The 21563-nt window shown below is 35.2% G+C and carries 13 protein-coding genes; 6 read left to right on the top strand and 7 right to left on the bottom strand.

The genetic code is table 11. From position 1 onward, the window contains the following. Nucleotides 1–110: 110 nt before the first annotated feature. Both ABID42_RS04250 and ABID42_RS04245 read right to left on the bottom strand, forming a co-directional pair. Nucleotides 111–2156: a M48 family metallopeptidase gene (locus tag ABID42_RS04250; RefSeq protein ID WP_367282588.1), complete on the bottom strand. Its 2046-nt coding sequence runs from the start codon at nt 2154–2156 to the stop codon at nt 111–113. 103 nt (nt 2157–2259) lie between these two features. Continuing rightward, the gene (locus tag ABID42_RS04245) at nt 2260–2763 is read right to left on the bottom strand and encodes a heme-binding domain-containing protein (protein WP_367282587.1); all 504 of its coding nucleotides are present in this window, start codon (nt 2761–2763) and stop codon (nt 2260–2262) included. Nucleotides 2764–2947: 184 nt separating this feature from the next. Here ABID42_RS04245 and ABID42_RS04240 point away from each other — a divergent pair, with 184 nt between their 5' ends. From ABID42_RS04240 to ABID42_RS04220, 5 genes are all read left to right on the top strand, one after another. Then, nucleotides 2948–3772 (top strand): SGNH/GDSL hydrolase family protein, encoded by an 825-nt coding sequence (locus ABID42_RS04240; protein WP_367282586.1) that lies wholly within the window; start codon nt 2948–2950, stop codon nt 3770–3772. A 280-nt stretch (nt 3773–4052) separates the two neighbouring features. Beyond that, the gene (locus ABID42_RS04235) at nt 4053–4535 is read left to right on the top strand and encodes a hypothetical protein (protein WP_367282585.1); all 483 of its coding nucleotides are present in this window, start codon (nt 4053–4055) and stop codon (nt 4533–4535) included. Next, a complete protein-coding gene (locus ABID42_RS04230; RefSeq protein ID WP_367282584.1) occupies nt 4525–5322 on the top strand; it encodes a polyphosphate polymerase domain-containing protein in 798 nt (265 codons plus the stop codon). The genes ABID42_RS04235 and ABID42_RS04230 overlap by 11 nt, the downstream gene beginning before the upstream one ends. Further along, entirely contained in the window at nt 5300–5932 is a 633-nt protein-coding gene (locus ABID42_RS04225; protein WP_367282682.1) for a DUF4956 domain-containing protein, read from the top strand. Before ABID42_RS04230 ends, ABID42_RS04225 begins: the two co-directional genes overlap by 23 nt. Nucleotides 5933–5939: 7 nt before the next feature. Beyond that, complete coding sequence (locus tag ABID42_RS04220; RefSeq protein ID WP_367282583.1) at nt 5940–6638, top strand: DUF2490 domain-containing protein; 699 nt, start codon at nt 5940–5942, stop codon at nt 6636–6638. A 92-nt stretch (nt 6639–6730) separates the two neighbouring features. Here the strand turns inward: ABID42_RS04220 and galA are convergent, their stop codons facing one another. The 5 genes from galA to ABID42_RS04195 all read right to left on the bottom strand — a co-directional run bounded on the left by galA (nt 6731) and on the right by ABID42_RS04195 (nt 17101). After that, nucleotides 6731–10141, bottom strand: a complete 3411-nt coding sequence (gene galA, locus ABID42_RS04215; protein WP_367282582.1) for a beta-galactosidase GalA — start codon at nt 10139–10141, stop codon at nt 6731–6733. Between the two features lie 130 nt (nt 10142–10271). Then, nucleotides 10272–11312 (bottom strand): glycoside hydrolase family 53 protein, encoded by a 1041-nt coding sequence (locus tag ABID42_RS04210; protein ID WP_367282581.1) that lies wholly within the window; start codon nt 11310–11312, stop codon nt 10272–10274. Nucleotides 11313–11314: 2 nt separating this feature from the next. Continuing rightward, complete coding sequence (locus ABID42_RS04205) at nt 11315–12370, bottom strand: SusE domain-containing protein (RefSeq protein WP_367282580.1); 1056 nt, start codon at nt 12368–12370, stop codon at nt 11315–11317. 117 nt (nt 12371–12487) lie between these two features. Then, the gene (locus tag ABID42_RS04200) at nt 12488–14095 is read right to left on the bottom strand and encodes a RagB/SusD family nutrient uptake outer membrane protein (RefSeq protein WP_367282579.1); all 1608 of its coding nucleotides are present in this window, start codon (nt 14093–14095) and stop codon (nt 12488–12490) included. Between the two features lie 18 nt (nt 14096–14113). Next, a complete protein-coding gene (locus tag ABID42_RS04195) occupies nt 14114–17101 on the bottom strand; it encodes a SusC/RagA family TonB-linked outer membrane protein (protein ID WP_367282578.1) in 2988 nt (995 codons plus the stop codon). 287 nt (nt 17102–17388) lie between these two features. Here ABID42_RS04195 and ABID42_RS04190 point away from each other — a divergent pair, with 287 nt between their 5' ends. Then, on the top strand, nt 17389–21543 hold the full coding sequence (locus tag ABID42_RS04190) for a two-component regulator propeller domain-containing protein (RefSeq protein ID WP_367282577.1): 4155 nt from the start codon (nt 17389–17391) through the stop codon (nt 21541–21543). The last annotated feature ends 20 nt before the right edge of the window (nt 21544–21563 follow it).

Here is a 21563-nt window from a genome sequence, read left to right as displayed (position 1 = left end):
ATTGGCTAAGGACTTATATAATTGTTGGAGAATTTTATATAATTTGGGAAAGCGAAGCTTCATTCACAAAATTGAAGCTTCACTTTTATTTGACAAGTTGGAAATTCGTTCTACTGTTTTGTAAGTTTCACCATAAAATTTAAAAGTTCTTTTTTGCTTTCAAAGAATTTTCGTCCGATAAGGTATTGATACTGTTGAATACTCATCATCATAATATTGAGTGCATTATCGTCATAGGTTGGTCTTGAAAAATAGACTAATACTTCTGATAAATATTTGTTCAAATTTTCTCTGATTTCATCTGTAAAGACTGACTGATACTTCTCATCGCTTAAGAGTTTACTTATTTGTTCCTTAAATGGTTTTTCCAATTCATAAATCGTATTGATATTTTGTTCGATGACCTCAAAAGGCGTATTGTAATTAATAAATGCCGTAGCATTCATCATTTTTGCATAAATTTCAAATTGCTCATCGTAGCTTTTATCTATTTCATCATAAGCTTGGTATTGATTGAGGTACTCAGTTTCCAAACTTTGCGTTTGTGCTAATTGTAAAAAATATTGAAAAATTGCTTTATCATTTACTGTGACTTCTTCCTTCAAACGAGTCAATTCCGTTTCTAAAACAGGAATTAATTCATCACATTGTTTTGGAGAGTATTTTACGCCGTCGTAGTCAAAAGATTTTATCACCAAATCTCCATTTTTTATCTGTGAAATGGTTTGAATATCTCTTTCTACGGCAATGGAAGTATAAACGGTGTCAATTGCATTATCACTATATAAGTCATTGAAAATTAAAATTTTATCTCTTTCTAATGAATCTTTCTCGAAATAGACTGGATTTTTATTATCGTAATAACAATTGAAAATGGTATCAAACGTATTGGCACGATAATCTTTAGTATAAGCTTCGATAAATTCTTCCGTCTTTTCATCTTTTATTTCTGTCGTGTAATCAACCCTTGAAAATAAATTATCAGTTACTTTCTCTTGTACAACATCAATATTGTTGAATAATACTATCGCTTTGTCGGATTTATTATTCTTAACACCAATATTCAATTTTTGTAGAGCCGCTACTCTGTCTTCTGTATTTGGGTGCGAAGCCCATTGATTGGTAATCACCAATTTGGTTTTGTTGTAGCGATTATAATTTGAAAGATTTACTTGAGGAAGGTGATTTACATTAGGTAATTTATTTTCATTCGCCAGAAAATTCATGACAAATTGATGCTGAGGATAAATATTTGAAGGTTTTACTGCTTCTCCAATTTTTTCACTATAATAATTGATAACAGCATTATAGGATTGGTCTGCTAAATCTAATCGTAACAACGAAGTAATTAAAGGCTCAGAACCTGCCACATTTGCAGCTACTTCATCTGCATGAAATTCCATTTCTCTTGATAAGCTCATGTAACTCAAATTCACAATTTCATAAATCTTTTGAAGTATCCATTGAATTCCTTTGATAATTCTTAAAGCAATGGCTACAAAAAAAGCCAAGTAACTATGCACATTTGCGATACTGCTCGCTTTAGATTCAAAAGAATCGTTCTCGTAAAGTAGATTATAAATAATTTGATTTACATTATACACATAGCTTCCAACTTTCATAGACCTTTGCGAAAAATGCCCAAACTCATGTGCTAAAATCGCCTCAAATTCACTTACAGAAACTGAGTTAACCAGACCAACTCCAATTTGCAAGTTTTTCTTAATTGGTAAGAACATGCTCAAGAAACTTGAATCATAGAATACTGAAGCATTGACATCAGAAGATAAATAAATCTTTTTAGGGAAATCTGTCTTTACTTCATCCACTATTTTATGAATAAAAGCAAAAAGTTTAGGCTCTTGTTCAGCTGTGATTTCAATAAGATGAGAGCGGTCAACAACGTTCTTTTTAAAAATAAATTTTGCCAAGAAGAAGAGAATCAAAATTCCCATCGCAACCAAACCGACTCCTACCAAAAGCGTAAAAAAGGTAGGTTTATAAACGATTATAGCAATCCCTGCATAAGCACTAATAAAAGTAAAGATTAGAGCCAAAATCATCAAGGCTAGATAAGTAACAATAAATAGGCAAATGGACAAAATTGCCTTAACAGTCATTTTTTTGAATGATTCAGAAACGGTGATGTGTTGCATAGAATATTTGAGGGAATGTGTAAGTAGATTTATTAATTTCAATGTAAAGCTTTGTAATATCAACGAAAACGAATTTTTACGAGTTGAAAACTCGTGTTACTGTTCATTCAGGTTTTTTTCTTCTTTTCAAAATCAAACTATCTGCAGGATAATTGGCTTTTAAAGTATCCATTTGAGCTTTTGCCCAATCTATTAATACTTTCTTTTGATTTTCGGTCAAGTTTGCTTCTTTGTGTAAACCCAAATAGGTGTAAGAAGCTAAAGGCATTTCGCCTTCTTTTACCATTTCGATGGTCTCTTCTAATTTATGGTTTTGAACGGCAATCGGTAATTTCGTAAAAGTAGATAAATTCAATTCATCTTTTCCTTCTTCTACATGATGTGCCAACCACGAAGCCACAGGCTGAACATTGGCGTACCAAGGATATTCGGTTTTGTTACTGTGGCAATCGTTACAAGCTACTTTCAGAATTTCTTTTACTTCGCCCGTTACCACATATTTAGTGGAAATATCGTAGGTTTGATCGTCTGAAAGATTTCTTTCTGGGCGAATAAATTGGATTAAGCCCAATACAATGACAATTCCTAATAAGATTTTATTTTTCATGTTAATTAAGTTTATAATGGTAATGTTTTTTAAAGAATATTTAAAATGTAATAGTAATTAAAAATCACTAAATCGCCAACGATAAAAATCATTGAAAAATGTTTCTATTTGGAAAATTATTATGCCAAGTATAATTTCAAGCAAAGATTCTTTTACCATCTGTAGCACAAAAACACTATTTACGATGAAACAAAAAATATTACTCTTAGTCTTGATTAGACTATTAACTTCTTTTGCTCCAAAGAAAATCACTTGGGTAGCAATAGGGGACTCTATTACTTATCTGAACGACCATCCTAAAGAAACTGGCAATAGAATTACAAAAGGTTATATGACAGGTGTTGTTGAAAAATTACCTCAATTTGAATACATTAATCAAGGACATAATGGTTGGACTTCTGTACGCATTGCGGAGCAAATTGAAAATCTCGGACTTGTGAAAGCAGATGTGTATTCTATTTTTTTGGGAACGAATGATTGGTGGGGCGGAAAACCGCTAGGCACTTTTGCTGACTATCAAAATAATACAGGAAGCACGACAGCTCATGGTGCTTTTCGCATCATTATTAATAAAATTAGGGCGTTGAATCCGGAAGCAAAAATTGTTTTGATTACGCCGATGCAAAGAGCTGATTTTGTTTATATCGCCAATCCTAAAAACAATGCTTATGGTTCTTACAGAGAGAAAAAGGGTCAACTTTTATCACAGTTTGCAGAAGCGATTAAAGCCATCGGTAAGTACGAAAAAATCAAAGTGGTTGATTTATACAATCAGAAAAAACTGAAAGTTGAAAAACTTGTCTATTTTAAACGTTTAAAAGACACCCTCACTGGCGAATACAAAAATTATACTTATCCAGCTTTCGTTGATGTTCCTTTCAATGCAGCCACTGATGAATATCCATATCCATTAGAATCTATCAATATGACTTATGATGGCTTGCATCCATCCGACAAAGGTTATGAAGTAATTACTAAGCAATTGGTAAAAGTGATGAAGAGGTTTTAACTTTTAAATACACTAATTTTTTATCCTGTCGCTGAATTCAAAATATTCGGTGGCAGGATTTTTTTTGATAAAATCTATACGCAAAAGTTTAACTGCTTTTTTATGGTATAATTATACTTATGTTAAACAGAACCTCAAATCATATCCAATTCCTCCCCACAACACAGATTATTCAATGAGATATTTCGCAACTGATGCAACCTATTATGCCAAATACAAGGTCTATGTTAAAGAATTTCCATTACATTAATTTTTTTACCCACTAAATAATTATACCAATATGAAAAACACAATGGCATTTTTATGTATTTTTTTTAGTTTTCAGCTATTAGGACAAAACAAAAAAGACTTAAAAAAATACAGAGTAAAATCTATCACCGAAATTATTACCGACTTCAACGGAGGTAAAGAAACTAAACGTTATGATGTTCAAAAGAAATTAGACGATAATGGCAATGTAATTGAAGAAGTAAATTTTGATAAAAAGGGGAATATTCAGAACAAAATCTTCAGTAAGTACAATTCAGAAAAAGATAAAGTAGAAGAAATTCTGCAAGATGCCAACAGCAAACAACTTAGCCGAGAAGTTTATAAGTACGATGTAAATGGCGAGAAAAAAGAAGAATGGAAATACAATGATTTGAATGTATTAGAAAGTAAGTACATCTACACCATTGATGGTAAAGGTTTCAGAACTGAAAGAAAAACCCTAGACGCACAAGGAAAAACCATCCAAATCAAGAAATACATCTATGGAAATTAGTCGTTTTCTGGAAACTATCTCGAAGGAAATACAGACGTTCGACGCCATTTCTTTGGCTGAAATGGACAAAGTAAAACTCATGGACAGAGTAGATGTTAAATTTCTGATTCCTCTTTGGCTATTTCCAATCGTTCTAAATGAAGCTCGTGAACACTACAAAGTAGTTGAAATTAATAAGGAGCGGATTTGTCCTTATGAAACTCAGTATTTTGATGAAGATACCCAACTTAGCCTCTATCATCAACATCAGGCTGGATTTTTAAATCGCTACAAAGTACGTACTCGAAACTACGTTGGATCGGATTTGCAGTTTTTTGAAGTGAAATTTAAGAACAATAAAGGCAGAACACTCAAGAAAAGAATTAAAACACACGAGTTCGATAAGCCATTTATCAAAGCCGACGAAAGAGATTTTCTGGAACAACACAGTCCTTTCCATCCTGACGATTTGAAAGGAGTACTTTGGGTTTTTTACAAGCGAATTACTTTGGTAAGCAAACATAATTTAGAACGCCTCACGATAGATTTGGAACTCAATTTTAAGAGTTCTGATAATGAAAAAGGCTATCCGCAAATTGTTATTGCTGAAGTAAAACAAGAAGAAATGGGCGCTTCCAATTTCATTGATATTATGAAAAAATACCATATTCGGAAAGGCTCAATTAGCAAATATTGCTTCGGAATTATCAGTTTATTCGAAGGCGTAAAGTACAACCATTTCAAACCACATTTACTAAAAATCACTAAATTAATAAGACAACATGATGCTTTTGCAAGACATATCTAGTACCGATACTTTACAGAATATTCAAGGAGCAGGATTTGAGTTATTAGATAAATTATCACCTAAATTTTTTCTACGATTGTGCATTGATTTGATAGCTACTACTATTTTAGTCCGTTTTATTTATTACAGAACCTATCATAAAACAGAGCAATTTTTTACTTTTTTCACCTTTAATATCACCATTTTTCTCATTACCAATTTGTTGAATAATGTAGAAATGTCGATGGGTGCAGCCTTTGGTTTGTTTGCAGTATTTTCGATGCTCCGTTACCGAACAGAAAGCATTTCTACTCGTGATATGACTTACCTTTTTTTGGTAATTGCCATTGGTTTACTTTCGGCGGTGAGCAAAGGCGGTTGGGATGAATTGACGGCTTTGAACGCCATTCTGTTAATCATGACCAGTATTTTAGAAAGTAAATGGCTAGTTAAAAAAGAGCATTCAAAGGCTATCATTTATGAGCGCATCGAACTGATTCATATTGACAAACGTCAAGAACTTTTGGAAGATTTACAAAATCGTACAGGCTTGAAAGTACAAAGAGTAGAGATTGAATCTATTGATTTTTTAAGAGATGCTACACGTATGATTATTTACTATTTTGACTAAACAAACCATGAAAAAAATACATATTTATATCCTTTGCTTTTTCTTGATAACTTCAATAACAAAGGCACAAAGCACAAAAGATTATAATGATTTTCAAGCTTGGTACAGTGCTTCACTTAAGCTTGATTTAACTCATAATTGGTCAATTACAGGAAAGTATCGTCTTCGTTATAATCAAGATGCCAGTAATTTTCAAGGTTCGTATTTGTTTGGCGAAATTGACAAACGCATTAGCAATAGTTTCGAAATTCAAAGTAGTTATCGCCTTGCTATGGTCGATAAAGGCACTTATCATCGTTATGCTTTAGGCATCGAAGCGCAAAAAGAAATAGGCAGATTTAAGTTTGCGATAAGACCAATGGTGCAATATCAGCAACAATATTTTGTTGACGACGACGAGCAATCGGATACGGATGCCTTTTTAAGAACAAGGTTTTATGGAAAGTATAAACTTACTCGAAGATTTGATGTTTATGCTTTTACAGAACCTTTTGTTGAGCTTGATAATAGTTTGGCTTTTGATAGATTTAGAAATTCAGCGGGCTTTAAATATGAAGTAAGAAAAGGTTTTAAAGTAAATTTATACTATTTGTGGCAACCCGATTATTCTCATAAACAGCTAAGAACCAATCATGTCGCTGGACTAGATTTAGAATTCACGCTAAAACCTTGGAAAAAGAAAAAGCGAGGAAATTATTCAGAGTAAATACAAAAAGCTCTTTGAATATTTTAGGATTTATTCCCAAAACATTCAAGAGCTTTTAATTTCAAATTATAATTGGTGGTTAGGTTTTAAGTTTATTTCACTAAAAACTGCTTAGAAGGTTCATCGTAAATGCCGAGAAATTTGTTCGATTTCCCATCTTTTTCAAAGAAAGCTTCCCAAGTACTGAGCGGTTCCCAAATACAAGTGCCTTTTCCTTTGCCATTGGGTAAATTGAAAGCAATGGTATTCACGTCTTCTTTTAGCTGAGAGTATTCTACTACGATTACATCTTTGTTATAACGCTGAATAAGATTACTGAGATTATCTCTTAAATCGTCCGTTGTTCCGTGCCATTTTGGATAATAAGATTCACCAATTACGTCAAAATGTACGCCTCTTGCCAACATCGCATCAATAAAATTCACGGATTCATGATTTTGTCCGCCTAAAGCTAAGTGCAACATCATGCTTACTGTTGGGTCAACAGATTTTACGGCGGCAGTTCCTGCATTTAATAATTGTGCTAATTCATCCATATTTTTCACATTGCCATCTGGCCAAACGATACCATGATTGATTTCGTTACCAATCTGCACCATATCTGGCGTAGTGCCTTGGTTTTTCAAGGCTTGCATTACTTGTTGAGTATATTCAAACAAAGATTTTTTCAAATCTGTGAAGGCTAAACCTGACCAAGCTTTGGGCTTATACTGCTTGCCGGGGTCTGCCCAAGTATCGCTGTAATGGAAATCGAGCAAGAGTTTCAAGCCTGCTTCTTTTACCCTTTTTGCCATTTTTTTGGTTTGCTCCAAATCACAAAAACCTTTTTGTGGTGAGTATCCCTCTACATCGGCAGGATTATGAAAAATACGTAAACGAACGTAATTGAAACCATGTTCTTTCAAAATCTGAATGGCATCTTTCTCAATTCCTTTATCAGAAAATTTAATGTTTTTTGCTTCTAATTCTGGCAAAAATGAAATGTCTGCTCCCATCATTTTATCGACAGGACGAGCTTTTGCGGCTTCTCCTTTCAATTCATAGCTTTTATCAATCGTAATTTTAGTCGTATTTTCTGGAGCAATCGTCATAATATCCGTCGAACCTGCATAAAGTCCTGCGGCGGTAGCTTCAAATTTTATCAAATCTGGTTTTGTGCCTGCCTGCACAATTACTTGGCATTTTCCATTGAATAAAGCTCTTTGCCAAGCACCGTCCACACATTTATCGGGTTCATGGCTACTTGGGTCGCCATTGCCAACGCCGATAATTTTTGCATCTCCTTTGATTGAAAATTTAATCAAATTATCCGCATTGGGTACTTCCCTCCCATCTTTATCTATCACACTGATATTGATAATACTTACATCATTTCCATCCGCCAAAGTAGTGGTTTTATAGGGCGTAACGACTACTTCTACGGGGTTTGAAGTTGTCTCAACTTTTGCCGTCAATGTTCTTCCTTTTTTATAAGCTATGGCTTCTAATTTTCCTGCTTGGTAATTTACAGCCCATTGCAAATGTCCGTTTCTTGGCATTTCTTTTTTGCCTAAACTTTTGCCATTCAAGAATAATTCTACGTCATCGGCATTGCTGTTTACCCAAACATCAATCGGCTGACCTTCTTTTCCTTGCCAATTCCAGTGCGGACTGATGTGAAGTATATCTTTGTCAGTCCACCAACTTTGATAATAATAATAAATGTTTTTAGGAAAACCACAAACGTCCATTACGCCAAAATGTGAATTGATATTGGGCCAACGATAAGGCGTTGGTTCACCACGATAATCGAAGCCTGTCCAGATAAAACCGCCTAACCAAAAATCATTCGTAGCTGCCAATTTCCACCATTCTTCTGCCGTACTTGCCCACCACGGAGCAGTAATATCTTGGTCTGGCACGTAAGCTCTGATGGTATCTTTTTCATAAATTCCTCTGGTCGTTAAAGTACTTCCCATTTCTGTTCCGATAATGGGTTGATTCGGATGTTCTTTATGATAATCGGCTACGCCAAATTGACGATAATTGAAACCTCTTACAGGAATTACTTCATTTACGCCATGAAATACATTGGCTAAATCGGCGGCATAAGTACAAGTACGAGTAGGGTCTAATTGCTTTTGTTTTTCGATAAGCGTCAGAGCGATTCTTTTACCAAAAGTATTGGTTTGAATGCCTCCTTCTTCGTTTCCGATACTCCACATAAAAATGGAAGCATGGTTTCGGTCACGTTTAATAAGGCGTTCAAATTGATTGATGTATTCCGTTCCGCTGTTGAGTAAACGCTGTTCGTCCATCACCAACATTCCCAGACTGTCGCAAGCCGACAATAATTCAGGCGTTGGGGCGTGGTGACTGGTTCGGTAAGCATTTGAACCCATGTTTTTCAATAAACTGATTCGGTAATATTGTAAATAATCAGGCAAAGCACTTCCCAAGCCCGCATGGTCTTGGTGATTATTTGTTCCCAAAATTTTCACATATTTTCCATTCAAGAAAACACCATTATTTTTTATTTCAATCGCTCTGATACCAAATTTAAAACTCTGTTTATCAATGATTTGACCGTTTGATTTCAATTCAACCAAGACTTTATACAAGTACGGGTCTTCCAAATTCCAAAGTCTTGGATTATTGACAATGAAACTCTGTTTGGTCGTTTTTTCTTCTAAAGCATTTTGACTGAGAGCCTGTTCAGCAGATTTTCCTACGATTTTACCCGTTCTATCAAGCAAATACGAAGTAAGTGTATAATTGGCAGAGGCAAAATTTTCATTGCTGACAGAAGTTTCAATATTGATTGTCGCTTTATTGTCTTGAATTTTCGCATGAGCAAAAATTCCATCTGTATTGATGTGCAAATTTGAATATTTATTCAACCATACATGGCGATAAATGCCTGCACCTTCATAAAACCAACCTTCATACTGCGAAGCATCCGCCCGAACAACAATGACATTTTCATCTTTGAAATTGATAAAATCAGTAATATCATAAGCGACACCCAAGTATCCACTTTTGTTATTTCCTAAATAAAAACCATTTATCCAAATGTTGGCATCTCTGAAAATACCATCAAATTGAATTTGGAAACGACTACCAGAATCAGCAGGAGCTACATTGAAATGCTTTCTGTACCAACCCACCGAAGTTTCGGGAAATAAACCGCCCACAGGTTTAAACCCATGTGCCTCAACATTCAAATCTTCTGATTTTACAAAAGGTAAATCAACCAACCAATCATGTGGAAGATTTACTTTTTCCCATTTCTCATCTTTAAAACGAGGCTCAATCGCAGAATTTTCAGCAATACCTGATTTTACAAAAGCCTTTGTAATGCTGTAATTAAAGTCTTTTTCAGGATTTGAAGTATGTCCAAAATGAAATTTCCAATCGTTATCAAAATTAATTCTTTGCCTTTGTGTTACTTGTGAAAACGATAAAAAGGAGGACAAGCATAACAGGAAGAATCCTGTTAAAAAAGTACATTTATGTTTTTGCATAATTATTTAAAAGTAAGAAATCGTTAAAAAAATTTCCTCTGAATACTCAGAGGAAATTTAAGCGAACAAGTATTCAGCATACTCATTCACGATTTTCAAAAATGATTTTCAACCAAAAAAACATTTTCAATTAGGGCAAGAAAGCATCCATCGCCACAGTCGGTTTCCCTGAATTATCGAATGCTCCCAAAGTATAGCCAACCCAATTATAAGCTTGAGGTTCCCAATACAATACTCCCAAGCCTTTTTCATTGCTGATTGATTTGGTTTTAGTGATAATGTCACTGATAAACAATTTACAATCTGCGGCACTGTCCCACGGCATACCTACTTCTACAATCATTACTTCTTTGTTGTAGCGAGTCACCATGTCATTCATATTCGTTAGACATTGCTGATTTACTTTCGCCCAACCGCCAGTGGCAAAGTCTGGAGCGTAAGTTGGATATAACGACATTCCGATTACATCATACTTTGCTCCGTTAGCTTTTAGTCCATCGAACATCCATCTAAACAACTGATTATCATAGCCATTAGAAATATGAACAATTACTTTTGCTGTTGGGAAAACAGATTTTACGGCATCATAGCCAGCGTTAATCATTTGGGCAAAATTGCTCATATTTGTTGACGCTCTTCCTGTTGGCCAAAGCATTCCATCGTTGGTTTCGTTGCCAACTTGAACCCATTCAGGCGTGACACCATTTTTCTTGAGTTCAGCTAAAACTTCGCTTGTATGCGTTCCAATCGCTGATTTTAATCCTGCTAAATCCAAGCTATTCCAAGCAGCAGGCTTAGTTTGCTTGCCCGGATCAGCCCAATTATCGCTATAATGAAAATCAATCATGATTCTGAACCCTAAGCTTTTAGCACGCAAGGCTTTCACGACTACGTCGGCAGTATTATTATAAGCAGGCGAAGGATTTACCCAAACTCTTAAACGAATTGAGTTCATGCCTAAAGCTTTCATTAAGGCAAAACATTCTGTTTCTTTGCCCGATTTATCATAGAATTTTCGTCCAGCAGCTTCCATTTCAGTTATCCAACTGATGTCTGCACCCTTGGCAAATTTAGAAACTGGTGGTTCAATCACTGGTTTAACTACTTCTGGAGTATTGCTACAAGACAATAACAAAAGCGAAAAGGCAATAAAATTGATGATTTTGTTCATATTTATTCAATTGTGTAAGTATAATTCCCTGCTTTTAAATCTAAAGTAATGGTATGTGTTCCTGCTAAATTAGCTGGAATTGTAATGTTATCACCGTCGTATTCTAAAGATAAATCTGCACCAGTATCTCCCAAATTAAGTCCCCAAGCACCATTAGCTCTGAATTTTAATGCGCCAGCTTTCAAGGTTGTTGTTACTTTCCAAACATTTTTGGTGGCATCATAAACCATTGGGACATCTCCATTCCAACCGTTTGCAGTTGCATCTCCGATGATTCCCCAAGTAGTTTTGGTAGCACTCCAAGTATTACTGTTGGTATTTCCTTTTAATAAATAATAGCCATCTTCTGGCACAAATAAATTCCCGCCTGAACTACTAAAAGTACCCGTTACGTCACTTCCTGTGGTGGTGCTACTTGCCCAGCCATAGCTTGTTCCATTCCAATCTGGCTGACTAGTGTATTTAAACTGACGTGTTCCGCCTACAATATTTACATAGCCTTCATAAATTCCGTTGGAATTTCTTGAAGAAATTTTTGGAGCTGTAACAGGATTCCAACCTTGAAAATCGCCCGCTACCCAAAGCGAAGGATAATTTATGACAACAATATATGGCGTAACTGAAACGGATAAAACATTAGAATAAATATCCGCCACTGCATCAGCAATGTTAGATTTTACTCTTACTTCTAACTGACCAACAGCATTGGGTTTTAATCCTAAAATAATTGCCAATTGGTTAAAATCAGCAGTGGTATATTTAAACTGGACAGTATTTCCCAAACTGATTTCTTTGGGTGCTGCAAAGCTAGTTCCAGCTTTGGCGATTTGCAAAGTATATCTTACAGCAGCTTGAAACCCATAATTTGAACGATTCCAAGTAAATGCGACAGTCGTATCGTTGGCTGTGGTTGCCGTAAGTACATAACTTGTTTTAGAAGCAGTCAATGCTGGTGCTTCGCCTTTGCTACTCATCACAGTTTTGATTTCATCGTTTTCACAAGAAAAAATACCAATGCTTACGAGGCACAATAAAAGTATTTTAAATATATTTTTCATGATAGTATGTTTGGGAGAATTTGGTAATTTGAAAATGAGGGATAGTTCACCAAATTCTTAAATCCAAACTTTAACATTTTTAAATCTTCAAATTCTCAAATTTTCAAATTAATAAAACTAATACCCTTGATTTTGCACCAAATTCGGATTCGACGATAAATCATTTGAAGGTATCGGGAAAAGATTATACTTATCTTCAACAGCTCTACCGTTGGCGATACCACCTTTCCAAACCCACAAATAAGCATTGGTTGTGAATTTTTTGTAGCGAATTAAATCTGTTCTGCGATGAGCTTCATAGTATAATTCTCTACCTCTTTCATCCAAGATAAAATCAAGTGTTAATTGCGATGCTGTGATATTTCCTGTGGTTTTGCCACCATAAGCTCTTGTACGCAATTGGTTGATATAAGTAAGAGCCGTTGCTAAATCGCCACCAGTTCCACCTCTCAATACTGCTTCGGCATAAATCAAATTGATTTCGCCCAATCTGAATAATGGAAAATCAATATCGGTCCAGTTGCCTGATGGGTCGGCATTTGGTGCTTTTGCTCCTGTGCGAGTTTTGTTTCTGTACTTAGTTGACGAATAACCGTCTGTTCCTGTGTATAATTCTGCCATCAATCGGTTTTGACCTACGGTATAAAACTGCGCTCTTTGGTCAGTATTACCAGAAGCATCACTGAATAAATCCACAAAATTATTGGTGTGGCGCAATCCACCCCAGTTTCCACTTGTTCCTGAAATATCTCCCGGCACAGCCGCTGGTCCATGCGTTAAATAAGTAGTTCCGCCCCAGTTTTGCGTGTGTGTAGCATCGTAGGCAATCATGAAAATATTTTCAGTTTTATTCAAATGATTATCTGCCAAAGTCAATTCACGATAATTTGGATGCAATGAAAAAGAAGCCGATTTTATTTTGTTGACATAGGTAATGGCATCTGTATATTTTGCCGTTCCCGTATAAACCTCAGCGTTCAGATACAAACGAGCCAACAATGCCCAAGCTGCTGGTTTTTCAGCACGTGGATATTCGTTTTGTCCCTGTGCAATTAAATCGTTTTCAATCGCTTTTAATTCCGTTTCGATATAAGTAAATAAATCTTTTCGCTGAATTTGTTTTGGCAAAGTCGCTCCAATCGCATCGTTTTCAGTAACAAAAGGCGGGTTTCCAAATAAATCCATCAAAACCCAATATTGGTACGCACGGATAAACCTTGCTTCTGCTCGGTACTTTCTGATGTTTTCGGCATCCGTTCCTGAAATCCCTCTTTTGCTTAGATTTTCGTCTGATGACTGACGAATAAAATCGTTACAAAGTGTAATTTGGAAGAAAGCACGATAATAAATTCCGTTTATAATGGGATTTATCGCCGACCAACTCATTTCTTTTAAGCCTTTTACGCCAGCATCATTTTGCCAAGTCCAAGACGCTTCGTCAGTAGTTAATTCTTGTAAATTCCAGTACAATCTCAAGAAATCTGAGTTTCCTTCATCTGAAATAATTTGTGAGGGAATATCTGGACTGCCCGTTCCGCCTGTATTACCTGTCAAAGCGAAAGCTGAATATACTTTTGCTAAAGCTTGTTTGTAGCCCAGTGGCGTTTTATACACCGTTTCGGCAGTAATATCGTTGGTTGGTAATAAATCTAATTTATCTGTACAAGCATTCGTCATTAAGACAATTACACTTGCTACGGCTATTTTTATATAGTTTAATTTCATTTTCCTGTTGAATTTTTATTAAAAATCAAGATTCAATCCTAAAGCAATGGTACGTGGACGTGGATACAAATTATTATCAATTCCAGAAACTACTTCTGGGTCTAAACCTTTGTATTTTGTAATCACGAAAACATTCTGCACACTGGCGTTGATACGTAAATTGGCATTACTATTTTTCAAGAATTTACCCAAATCATAACTAAGGTTCGCATTATCCATTCTTACAAACGAAGCATTTTGAATATAATAATCGCTCAATAATTGTTGGCTACTTCCTTTAAATTGCGTTTCTAAATAATTGGTTGAAGCATTATAAAGTACACTATTCCCAGTTATTTGGCTCAAAACACCACTTTGACTAAAGTTGTTGTTGTACACATAATTATCAAAAGAAGCACGCATCACAAAACCTAAATTCCATTTCTTGTAATTCACTGAGCTACTCAAACCCAAGAATACTTTTGGGATAGAACTTTTGCCTTTGTAAAGGTCATCTTGGTTGATAATGCCATCGCCATTTTGGTCAACAAAAACGCCTTCTACTGGTTTTCCAGCTTCGTTATATACTTGTTTGTATAAATTGAAAGTATTTCTGCTGAATCCAACCGAATTGATAAAAGCGAATTGTCCGCCAATTCCACCAGCAATTCCGCCAGAAGGGAAGCCAGGATAATTTTTATCTTGAGGAATTACCGTTAAGTTGGTAATCGTATTTTTATTATAAGTAGCGTTGAAATCTAAGTTCCAAGTCAAATTATTGGTTCTGATAATTTGCGTTCCGATATTAAATTCAACTCCTTTATTTTCCATCGAACCAACGTTTGCAACGATAAATGCAGTAAAGTTTGCTCCCGCTGGTTGAGGAATATTATTCAATAAATCTTTGGTATTTTTTACATAAAAATCAATGCTACCTTTTACTCTGTTATCAAAGAAACCGTAGTCTAAAGCAATGTTTTTTGATGCTGTTTCTTCCCATTTACGATTGCTATAAAAACCACCCGGACGATAACCCTGATAGAAAGTATCTCCAAATTGATAGGAAGCATTGGCTGAACTCAATGCAAAATATGAGTAATAATCATAGTTCCCAATACCATCTTGTTGACCAGTAACACCATAACTTGTACGAAGTTTAAGGGCAGAAATTACTTTACTTTTCGCTAGGAAAGTTTCGTCTTTGATGTTCCAAGCTAAAGCGATAGATGGGAAAAGTCCCCATCTGTTAGCAGGAGCAAAACGAGAAGAACCATCACGACGAAGTGTTGCTGTTAAAAAGTAGCGGTCATTCAAAGAGTAATTCGCACGACCAAAGAATGAAATCAAGGTATTTTCGGGCTTATCGAAAGGAAAAGCGGGGTCGGTATTTGGATACTTCGTACCAGCCGCATTGTAGCTTGCGTAATTATAATTAGTGGTTTTGTAATTATTGAAAGAGTAACCCGCCATTACATCAAACTTACTTTTAATGTCTTTCAATTCTTTGGCATAATTCAGGTAAAACTCTAAAAGCGTATTTTGTTTTGTCTGTTTGTATGTATTGTTCGTTCCACCAACGCCACCAGCTACATAGCCAATCGCCGCACTATCTGAAACATAAACCGTTCCTGCACCTTTCGATACGTCATAACCAATGTTCAAATTAGCTCTCAATTCAGGTAAGAAATGAAATTTATAATCGAACTGAATATTTCCGATACTTCTTTGTGGCGTACTTTCATCAAAACGTTGTTCTAATTGTCCTAATGGATTTCTTCCCGCTAAATTTACCAATCCTGTAGCACTTGCTCTGTCTAACCATTCGAAGTAACCACCAAATCTTTGTGGATTTTCAGTCGCATAAACTGGTTGCGTTGGGTCGAAACTAATTGCTGCACCAATTGCCCCCAAAGAAGCAAATCTTGCTTTTTGCATACTTCCTTTCAAGCTAATATCTACCTTTAAATGGTTTTCAAAAAAAGTAGGATTCAAAGCAATGGCTAAAGACGTTCTTTGCAATTTATCCGTTTTCAAAACCCCTGTTTGATTCTGAAATCCTAATGAAATACGATAAGGCAATTTAGCCACTTCTCCGCCAACACTTAAGTTATTGTCGGTCATAAATGCTGTTTGATAAATTACATCTTGCCAATTTGTATTGGCTTTTCCAAGCATCATTTTTTGAGCTGCCGTTCCTTTTTCGTTGACAATCGCACGGAATTCGTCAGCACTCAAAACACCTACTTGTTTAGTAATACTAGAAGTAGAATTTGTCGAAGAAAAATTCACTCGCATCGCTCCACTTTTCCCTTTTTTAGTCGTGATGATGATTACTCCGTTGGAAGCTCTTGTTCCATAAATCGCCGATGCAGACGCATCTTTCAACACCGTAAAAGTTTCAATATCGTTTGGATTGATAAAACTCAATGGATTTGACGCACCAGCAATTCCGCCTTCGCCTTCCAAAGGCACACCATCAATTACAAACAATGGATTATTACTGGCACTTAATGAAGAACCACCACGAATACGAATCGTACTTCCCGCACCCGGCTGACCGCTGTTTGAAATGATTGAAACACCCGGCACTTTTCCAGCAATCAATTGCTCTGGCGTAGTGATTGCTCCAGTCTGAAAATCTTTTGCTGTAATCGTTGTAACGGCTCCAGTCAAGTCTTTTTTACGAGACGTTCCATAACCAACTACCACTACTTCATCTAAAGCTGTATTGTTTACCGCCATTACAATATTCATTGTTGTAGCAGTACTTACGGGCATTTCTAATTTAGTATAACCAATAGAACTAAACACTAAAACATCTCCCGTCGCAGCCTTTATTTTGAATTCTCCTTTGGCATCTGTAATCGCTGCCGTCTTCTTATTTTTCACCGTGATACTTACCCCAGGAATGGTTGATTCTGCCGAATCTACGACTCTTCCTGTTATCATTCTGTCTTGTGCAATGGCATTTACATGGGTTAAAATACTAATGACTATCAAGACATAGTACAGTAATTTTTTTCTCATCTCAATTCTGTTTATAAATAAAATGCTATTAATTATTTTAAAAATCAAAATTAGAGAGGATATTATGGATACTTTTATCTCAGCAATCATAATTTTGGTGCTATTGTTCTAATTTTGGGAAATGAACGGTTCAACACAAAAAATGATTTATTTTAGATGAAGTATTAGTAGTGAATTGTGAATTGCAGGTTGTGAATTTGTAATCCTAAGACAATTCCTTAATTATACTCAATCATTTTTTCTTTAAATTTCAAAGCTCAATATTCACATTTCAGCACTCTTATTTAATGTTCCCAATAAAGCCAATTACTTTTCTTCTTCGTTTTACTTTCCTATACTTTTGTTTAGGTATGAGTGCTTTTGCACAAATTCCGAACTTAAAATTTAAACATATCACCAACGAACAGGGGCTTTCTAACAGCACTATCGAAAATATTTATCAGGATAGTCGTGGCTTTATTTGGTTTGGAACAAGAGATGGATTGAACCGTTATGATGGCAACGAAATTGTAGTTTTTAAGAATGACCCCAACGACGAAAAGAGTATCAGCGATAATTATATCACTTACATTCAGGAAGACAAAAACAAAAATTTGTGGGTAGGAACGATTAACGGATTGAATCGTTTTGATGAACGAAAAAACTCCTTTATTCGCTTCAAACACGAAGCTAAAAATCCGAAAAGTATCAGTGATAATTATATTAATGGTATTAAAAACGATAGCAAAGACAGGCTTTGGATTTGTACTCGTGGTGGACTTAATCTTTTGGAACCATCTGAAAATACTTTTACTGCTTTTCAGAAAAAATCAAATACAGATATTACGCTTGCCAACAATCGTGTCAATTGTTTTTTTGAAGATAGCGAGCATAATTTTTGGGTAGGAACAGAAAGCGGGATTCAACTTTTTGAAGTATCAACTCGTACTTTCAGAGCAATAGAAGTATTGAAAAATCTACCTTTTTCGCTGAAAGGCTATGCCGTAAATTGTATTAATGAAGACAAACAGGGCAATCTTTTAATCGGTACAAACGGAAATGGTTTAATCATTTATAATCATCAACTTAACACCATTAAACAATACAGTCACCAAGAAACAGTAGCAAAGTCGCTTGGCAATAATTTGGTAAAAGCCATTTTGGTGGATAATAAAAAGAATATTTGGGTAGGTTGCATCAATGGCGGGCTCAATCTTTTCGACCCAGTTTCTGGGAGTTTTTTCAATTATCAGTATCGTCCCGAAGAGCCAAAAAGTCTTTCACAAAGAACCGTTTCGGCTTTGTTTGAAGACAATCAAGGAAATCTTTGGGTAGGAACGCACCGTGGCGGAATCAATTTATACATGCCCCAAACGGAAAAATTTACTTTATTTCGACAAGAACCGACTTTAAATAGTCTCAGCTATAACGACGTTAAGGCCTTTTGTGAAGACAGTTTTGGCAATATTTGGATTGGCACAGATGGTGGCGGTTTGAATTTATTCAACCGAAAAAACAATTCCTTCAAACATTTTAAATACAGCCCTTTCCATAAAAATACGATTGGCTCAAATGAAGTTTTAGACATCAACGAAGACAAAAAAGGAAATTTGTGGGTGGCTACTTGGGGCGGTGGCTTGAGTTTGTACAATCGTTCAAACAATACTTTTACTCGTTTCTTGAATAATCCTGCGGATAAAAATAGCGTTAGCTCAAACTACATTCAAAAAGTATTTGAAGACAGCAAACAAAACCTTTGGGTGGCTACCTATTTTGGTGGGTTGAATCTTTTGAATGCTGAAACAAAGCAATTTACTCGTATTGTTTACGGAAAAAATAATCGTTCTCAATTGTTGGGAAATAATATTATTTCTATCAACGAAGACAAAAAAGGGAATATCTGGATTGGTACTGACGACGGCGGTTTGAATCGTTATAATACTGCTACACAAACTTTTACGCATTACTTCAATAACGACAGTAAAAAGCCCGATTTAAGAGTCATTTTTATTGACAAAAAAGGCAGGGTTTGGATTGGGCAAAAAGGATTGTACTTGTTTGATGAAGCAGAAAATACTTTTAAAATTTTCAATCAAAAGGCAAATCTTGATACCGAATTTATCAAAGGAATGGTAGAAGATGCCGAAGGGAATTTCTGGATTGCTACTTCAAACGGCATTACCAAACTAAATCCTGAAACACAAAATGTGAAAAAATACAATACTGTTGATGGTTTACAAGGACTTGAATTTGAGGCAAATGCCTTTTTGATGACCAAAGATGGACAAGTATTTTTTGGCGGTGTAAATGGTTTTAATACTTTTTATCCGCAAAAAATCACGACAAATACTTTTGTTCCGCCTGTTTATATTACTGATTTTCAGATTTTCAATAAAAAAGTAAATCTCGCAGAAGATTCCCCTTTGGATGAAGACATTAGTTTTTCTAAATCTATCGACCTTTCTTACAAGCAATCTACTTTCTCTTTTGGCTTTGCAGCATTGAATTATACGGCTTCTGAAAACAATCAATATGCGTATAAATTAGAAAATTGGGATAAAGATTGGGTTTATGTAAGTAAGGAAAAAAAGGCTTCTTATACGAATGTGAGTCCGGGCGATTATACTTTTTTAGTAAAAGCAACCAATAATGATGGTGTTTGGAACGAAAATGCCTATTCGGTTGAAGTCAATATTACGCCACCGTTTTGGGCAACTTGGTGGTTTAGGGCTTTAACGGTTATCGCTATTGTAAGTGGCATTGTGGCTTTTTATAATTTCAAAAGAAGGTTAGAAATTCAGCAATTAGAAGAGCAGAAAAAAGAAGAAATTCATCAAGAACAATTGCAGTTTTTTACCAACATTTCGCATGAATTCCGCACGCCTTTATCGCTAATTTTAGGCCCTTTAGAAAAACTCAAAAAGGAGTTTCCTAATTCGCCAGCACACCCTTATTATGATTTGATGTACCGAAATGCTAATCGTTTGATAAGTCTTATCAACGAATTAATGGATTTCAGAAAAGTAGAATCGGGCGTGTTGAAACTGAATGTGATGCAAGGAAATATCAATACTTTCTTGAAAGAAATTTCAGATGAATTCGCAGATTTGGCACAAGAAAAGAAAATTACTTTTGAAATCTTGCAAGACAATCAATTGACTGAAACTTGGTTCGACCGACAGATTTTAGAGAAAATTATCATCAATCTATTAAGCAATGCTTTCAAATACATTGATAATGGTAAACATGTCACTTTACAAGTACTTGATTCACTCGAAAACTATCAAGCCCAATTTAGCAATGAATTAAAGATTTTGAATGAATACAAAAGCTCAAATTATTTGTACATCAGAGTTGCCGACGATGGCATCGGGATTTCTAAAGAATCAATCAGCAATTTATTTGAGCGATATTATAAAACTACTGAAACACATTTGGGTTCGGGCATTGGTTTGGCATTTGTAAAAAGCCTTACAAATCTTCATAAAGGCAGTATTTGGGTCTATAGTGAAAAAGATGAAGGAACGGAAATCATCATTGGCATTCCTTGTAAAAAAGAAGATTATGCCGAAAAAGAATTATGGATTAAAAACAAAGAAGTGTTAGTAAAACTTGAAAGTATTTCTACCAAATATGATGTGGCTTTAAGTCTTGACGAAGAAATTCCTGTAAAAGCTAAAGCAAAAGTATCGGAAGAATTAACCAAACCAACGATTTTACTGGTAGATGACAATGATGAATTAAGAATATTTTTAAAAGAAACTTTACGTAAAAACTATAAAATCTTGGAAGCTATTAACGGGCAATTGGGTTATGACATTGCCAAAGAAACTTTTCCAGATTTGATTATTAGCGATGTGATGATGCCCGTGATAAATGGCAACGTTTTTTGTCAAAAAGTAAAAGAAGACGATGAAATTAGTCATATTCCATTTTTGATGCTAACGGCGAAAGATGGGACAGAATCGAAAATTGAGGGTGTGGAATCTGGCGCAGATTTTTATTTCTCAAAACCAATTAGCATAGAATTATTGGAATTGACGATTAAAAATATCTTCGTTCAAAAGCAAAAATTGAAAGAAAAGTACGGAAATGACCAGTTGACCGAAGTGGTAGAATTGGCTCATTCACAAAAAGATAAAGCTTTTTTGATGGAATTAATTGGCATGATTGAAGCCCATTTAAGTAATCCAGAAATGAATATTGATTATATCTGTTCGCAAATGGGAATGAGCCGCACGAAATTATATACCAAAGTAAAAGAATTGACAGGACAAGCCATCGGTGATTTTATCCGAACCATTCGTTTGAAAAAAGCCGTTCAATTAATGACTCAAGAAAATATGCCGATTGCCGAAGTAATGTATAATGTGGGAATCCAAACGCAATCGTACTTTACAAAAGCCTTTAAAAATGAATTTGGCAAAACTCCGATGCAGTTTTTGAAGGATTTAAAGAAGTGATTTGAATGTAAAACGATTGG

It is taken from the genome of Arcicella rosea (assembly GCF_040543805.1).
Lineage (GTDB): Bacteria > Bacteroidota > Bacteroidia > Cytophagales > Spirosomataceae > Arcicella > Arcicella rosea.
The sequence above is the reverse complement of the archived record's forward strand: the minus strand, read 5'-3'. Positions and strand labels throughout refer to the sequence as shown.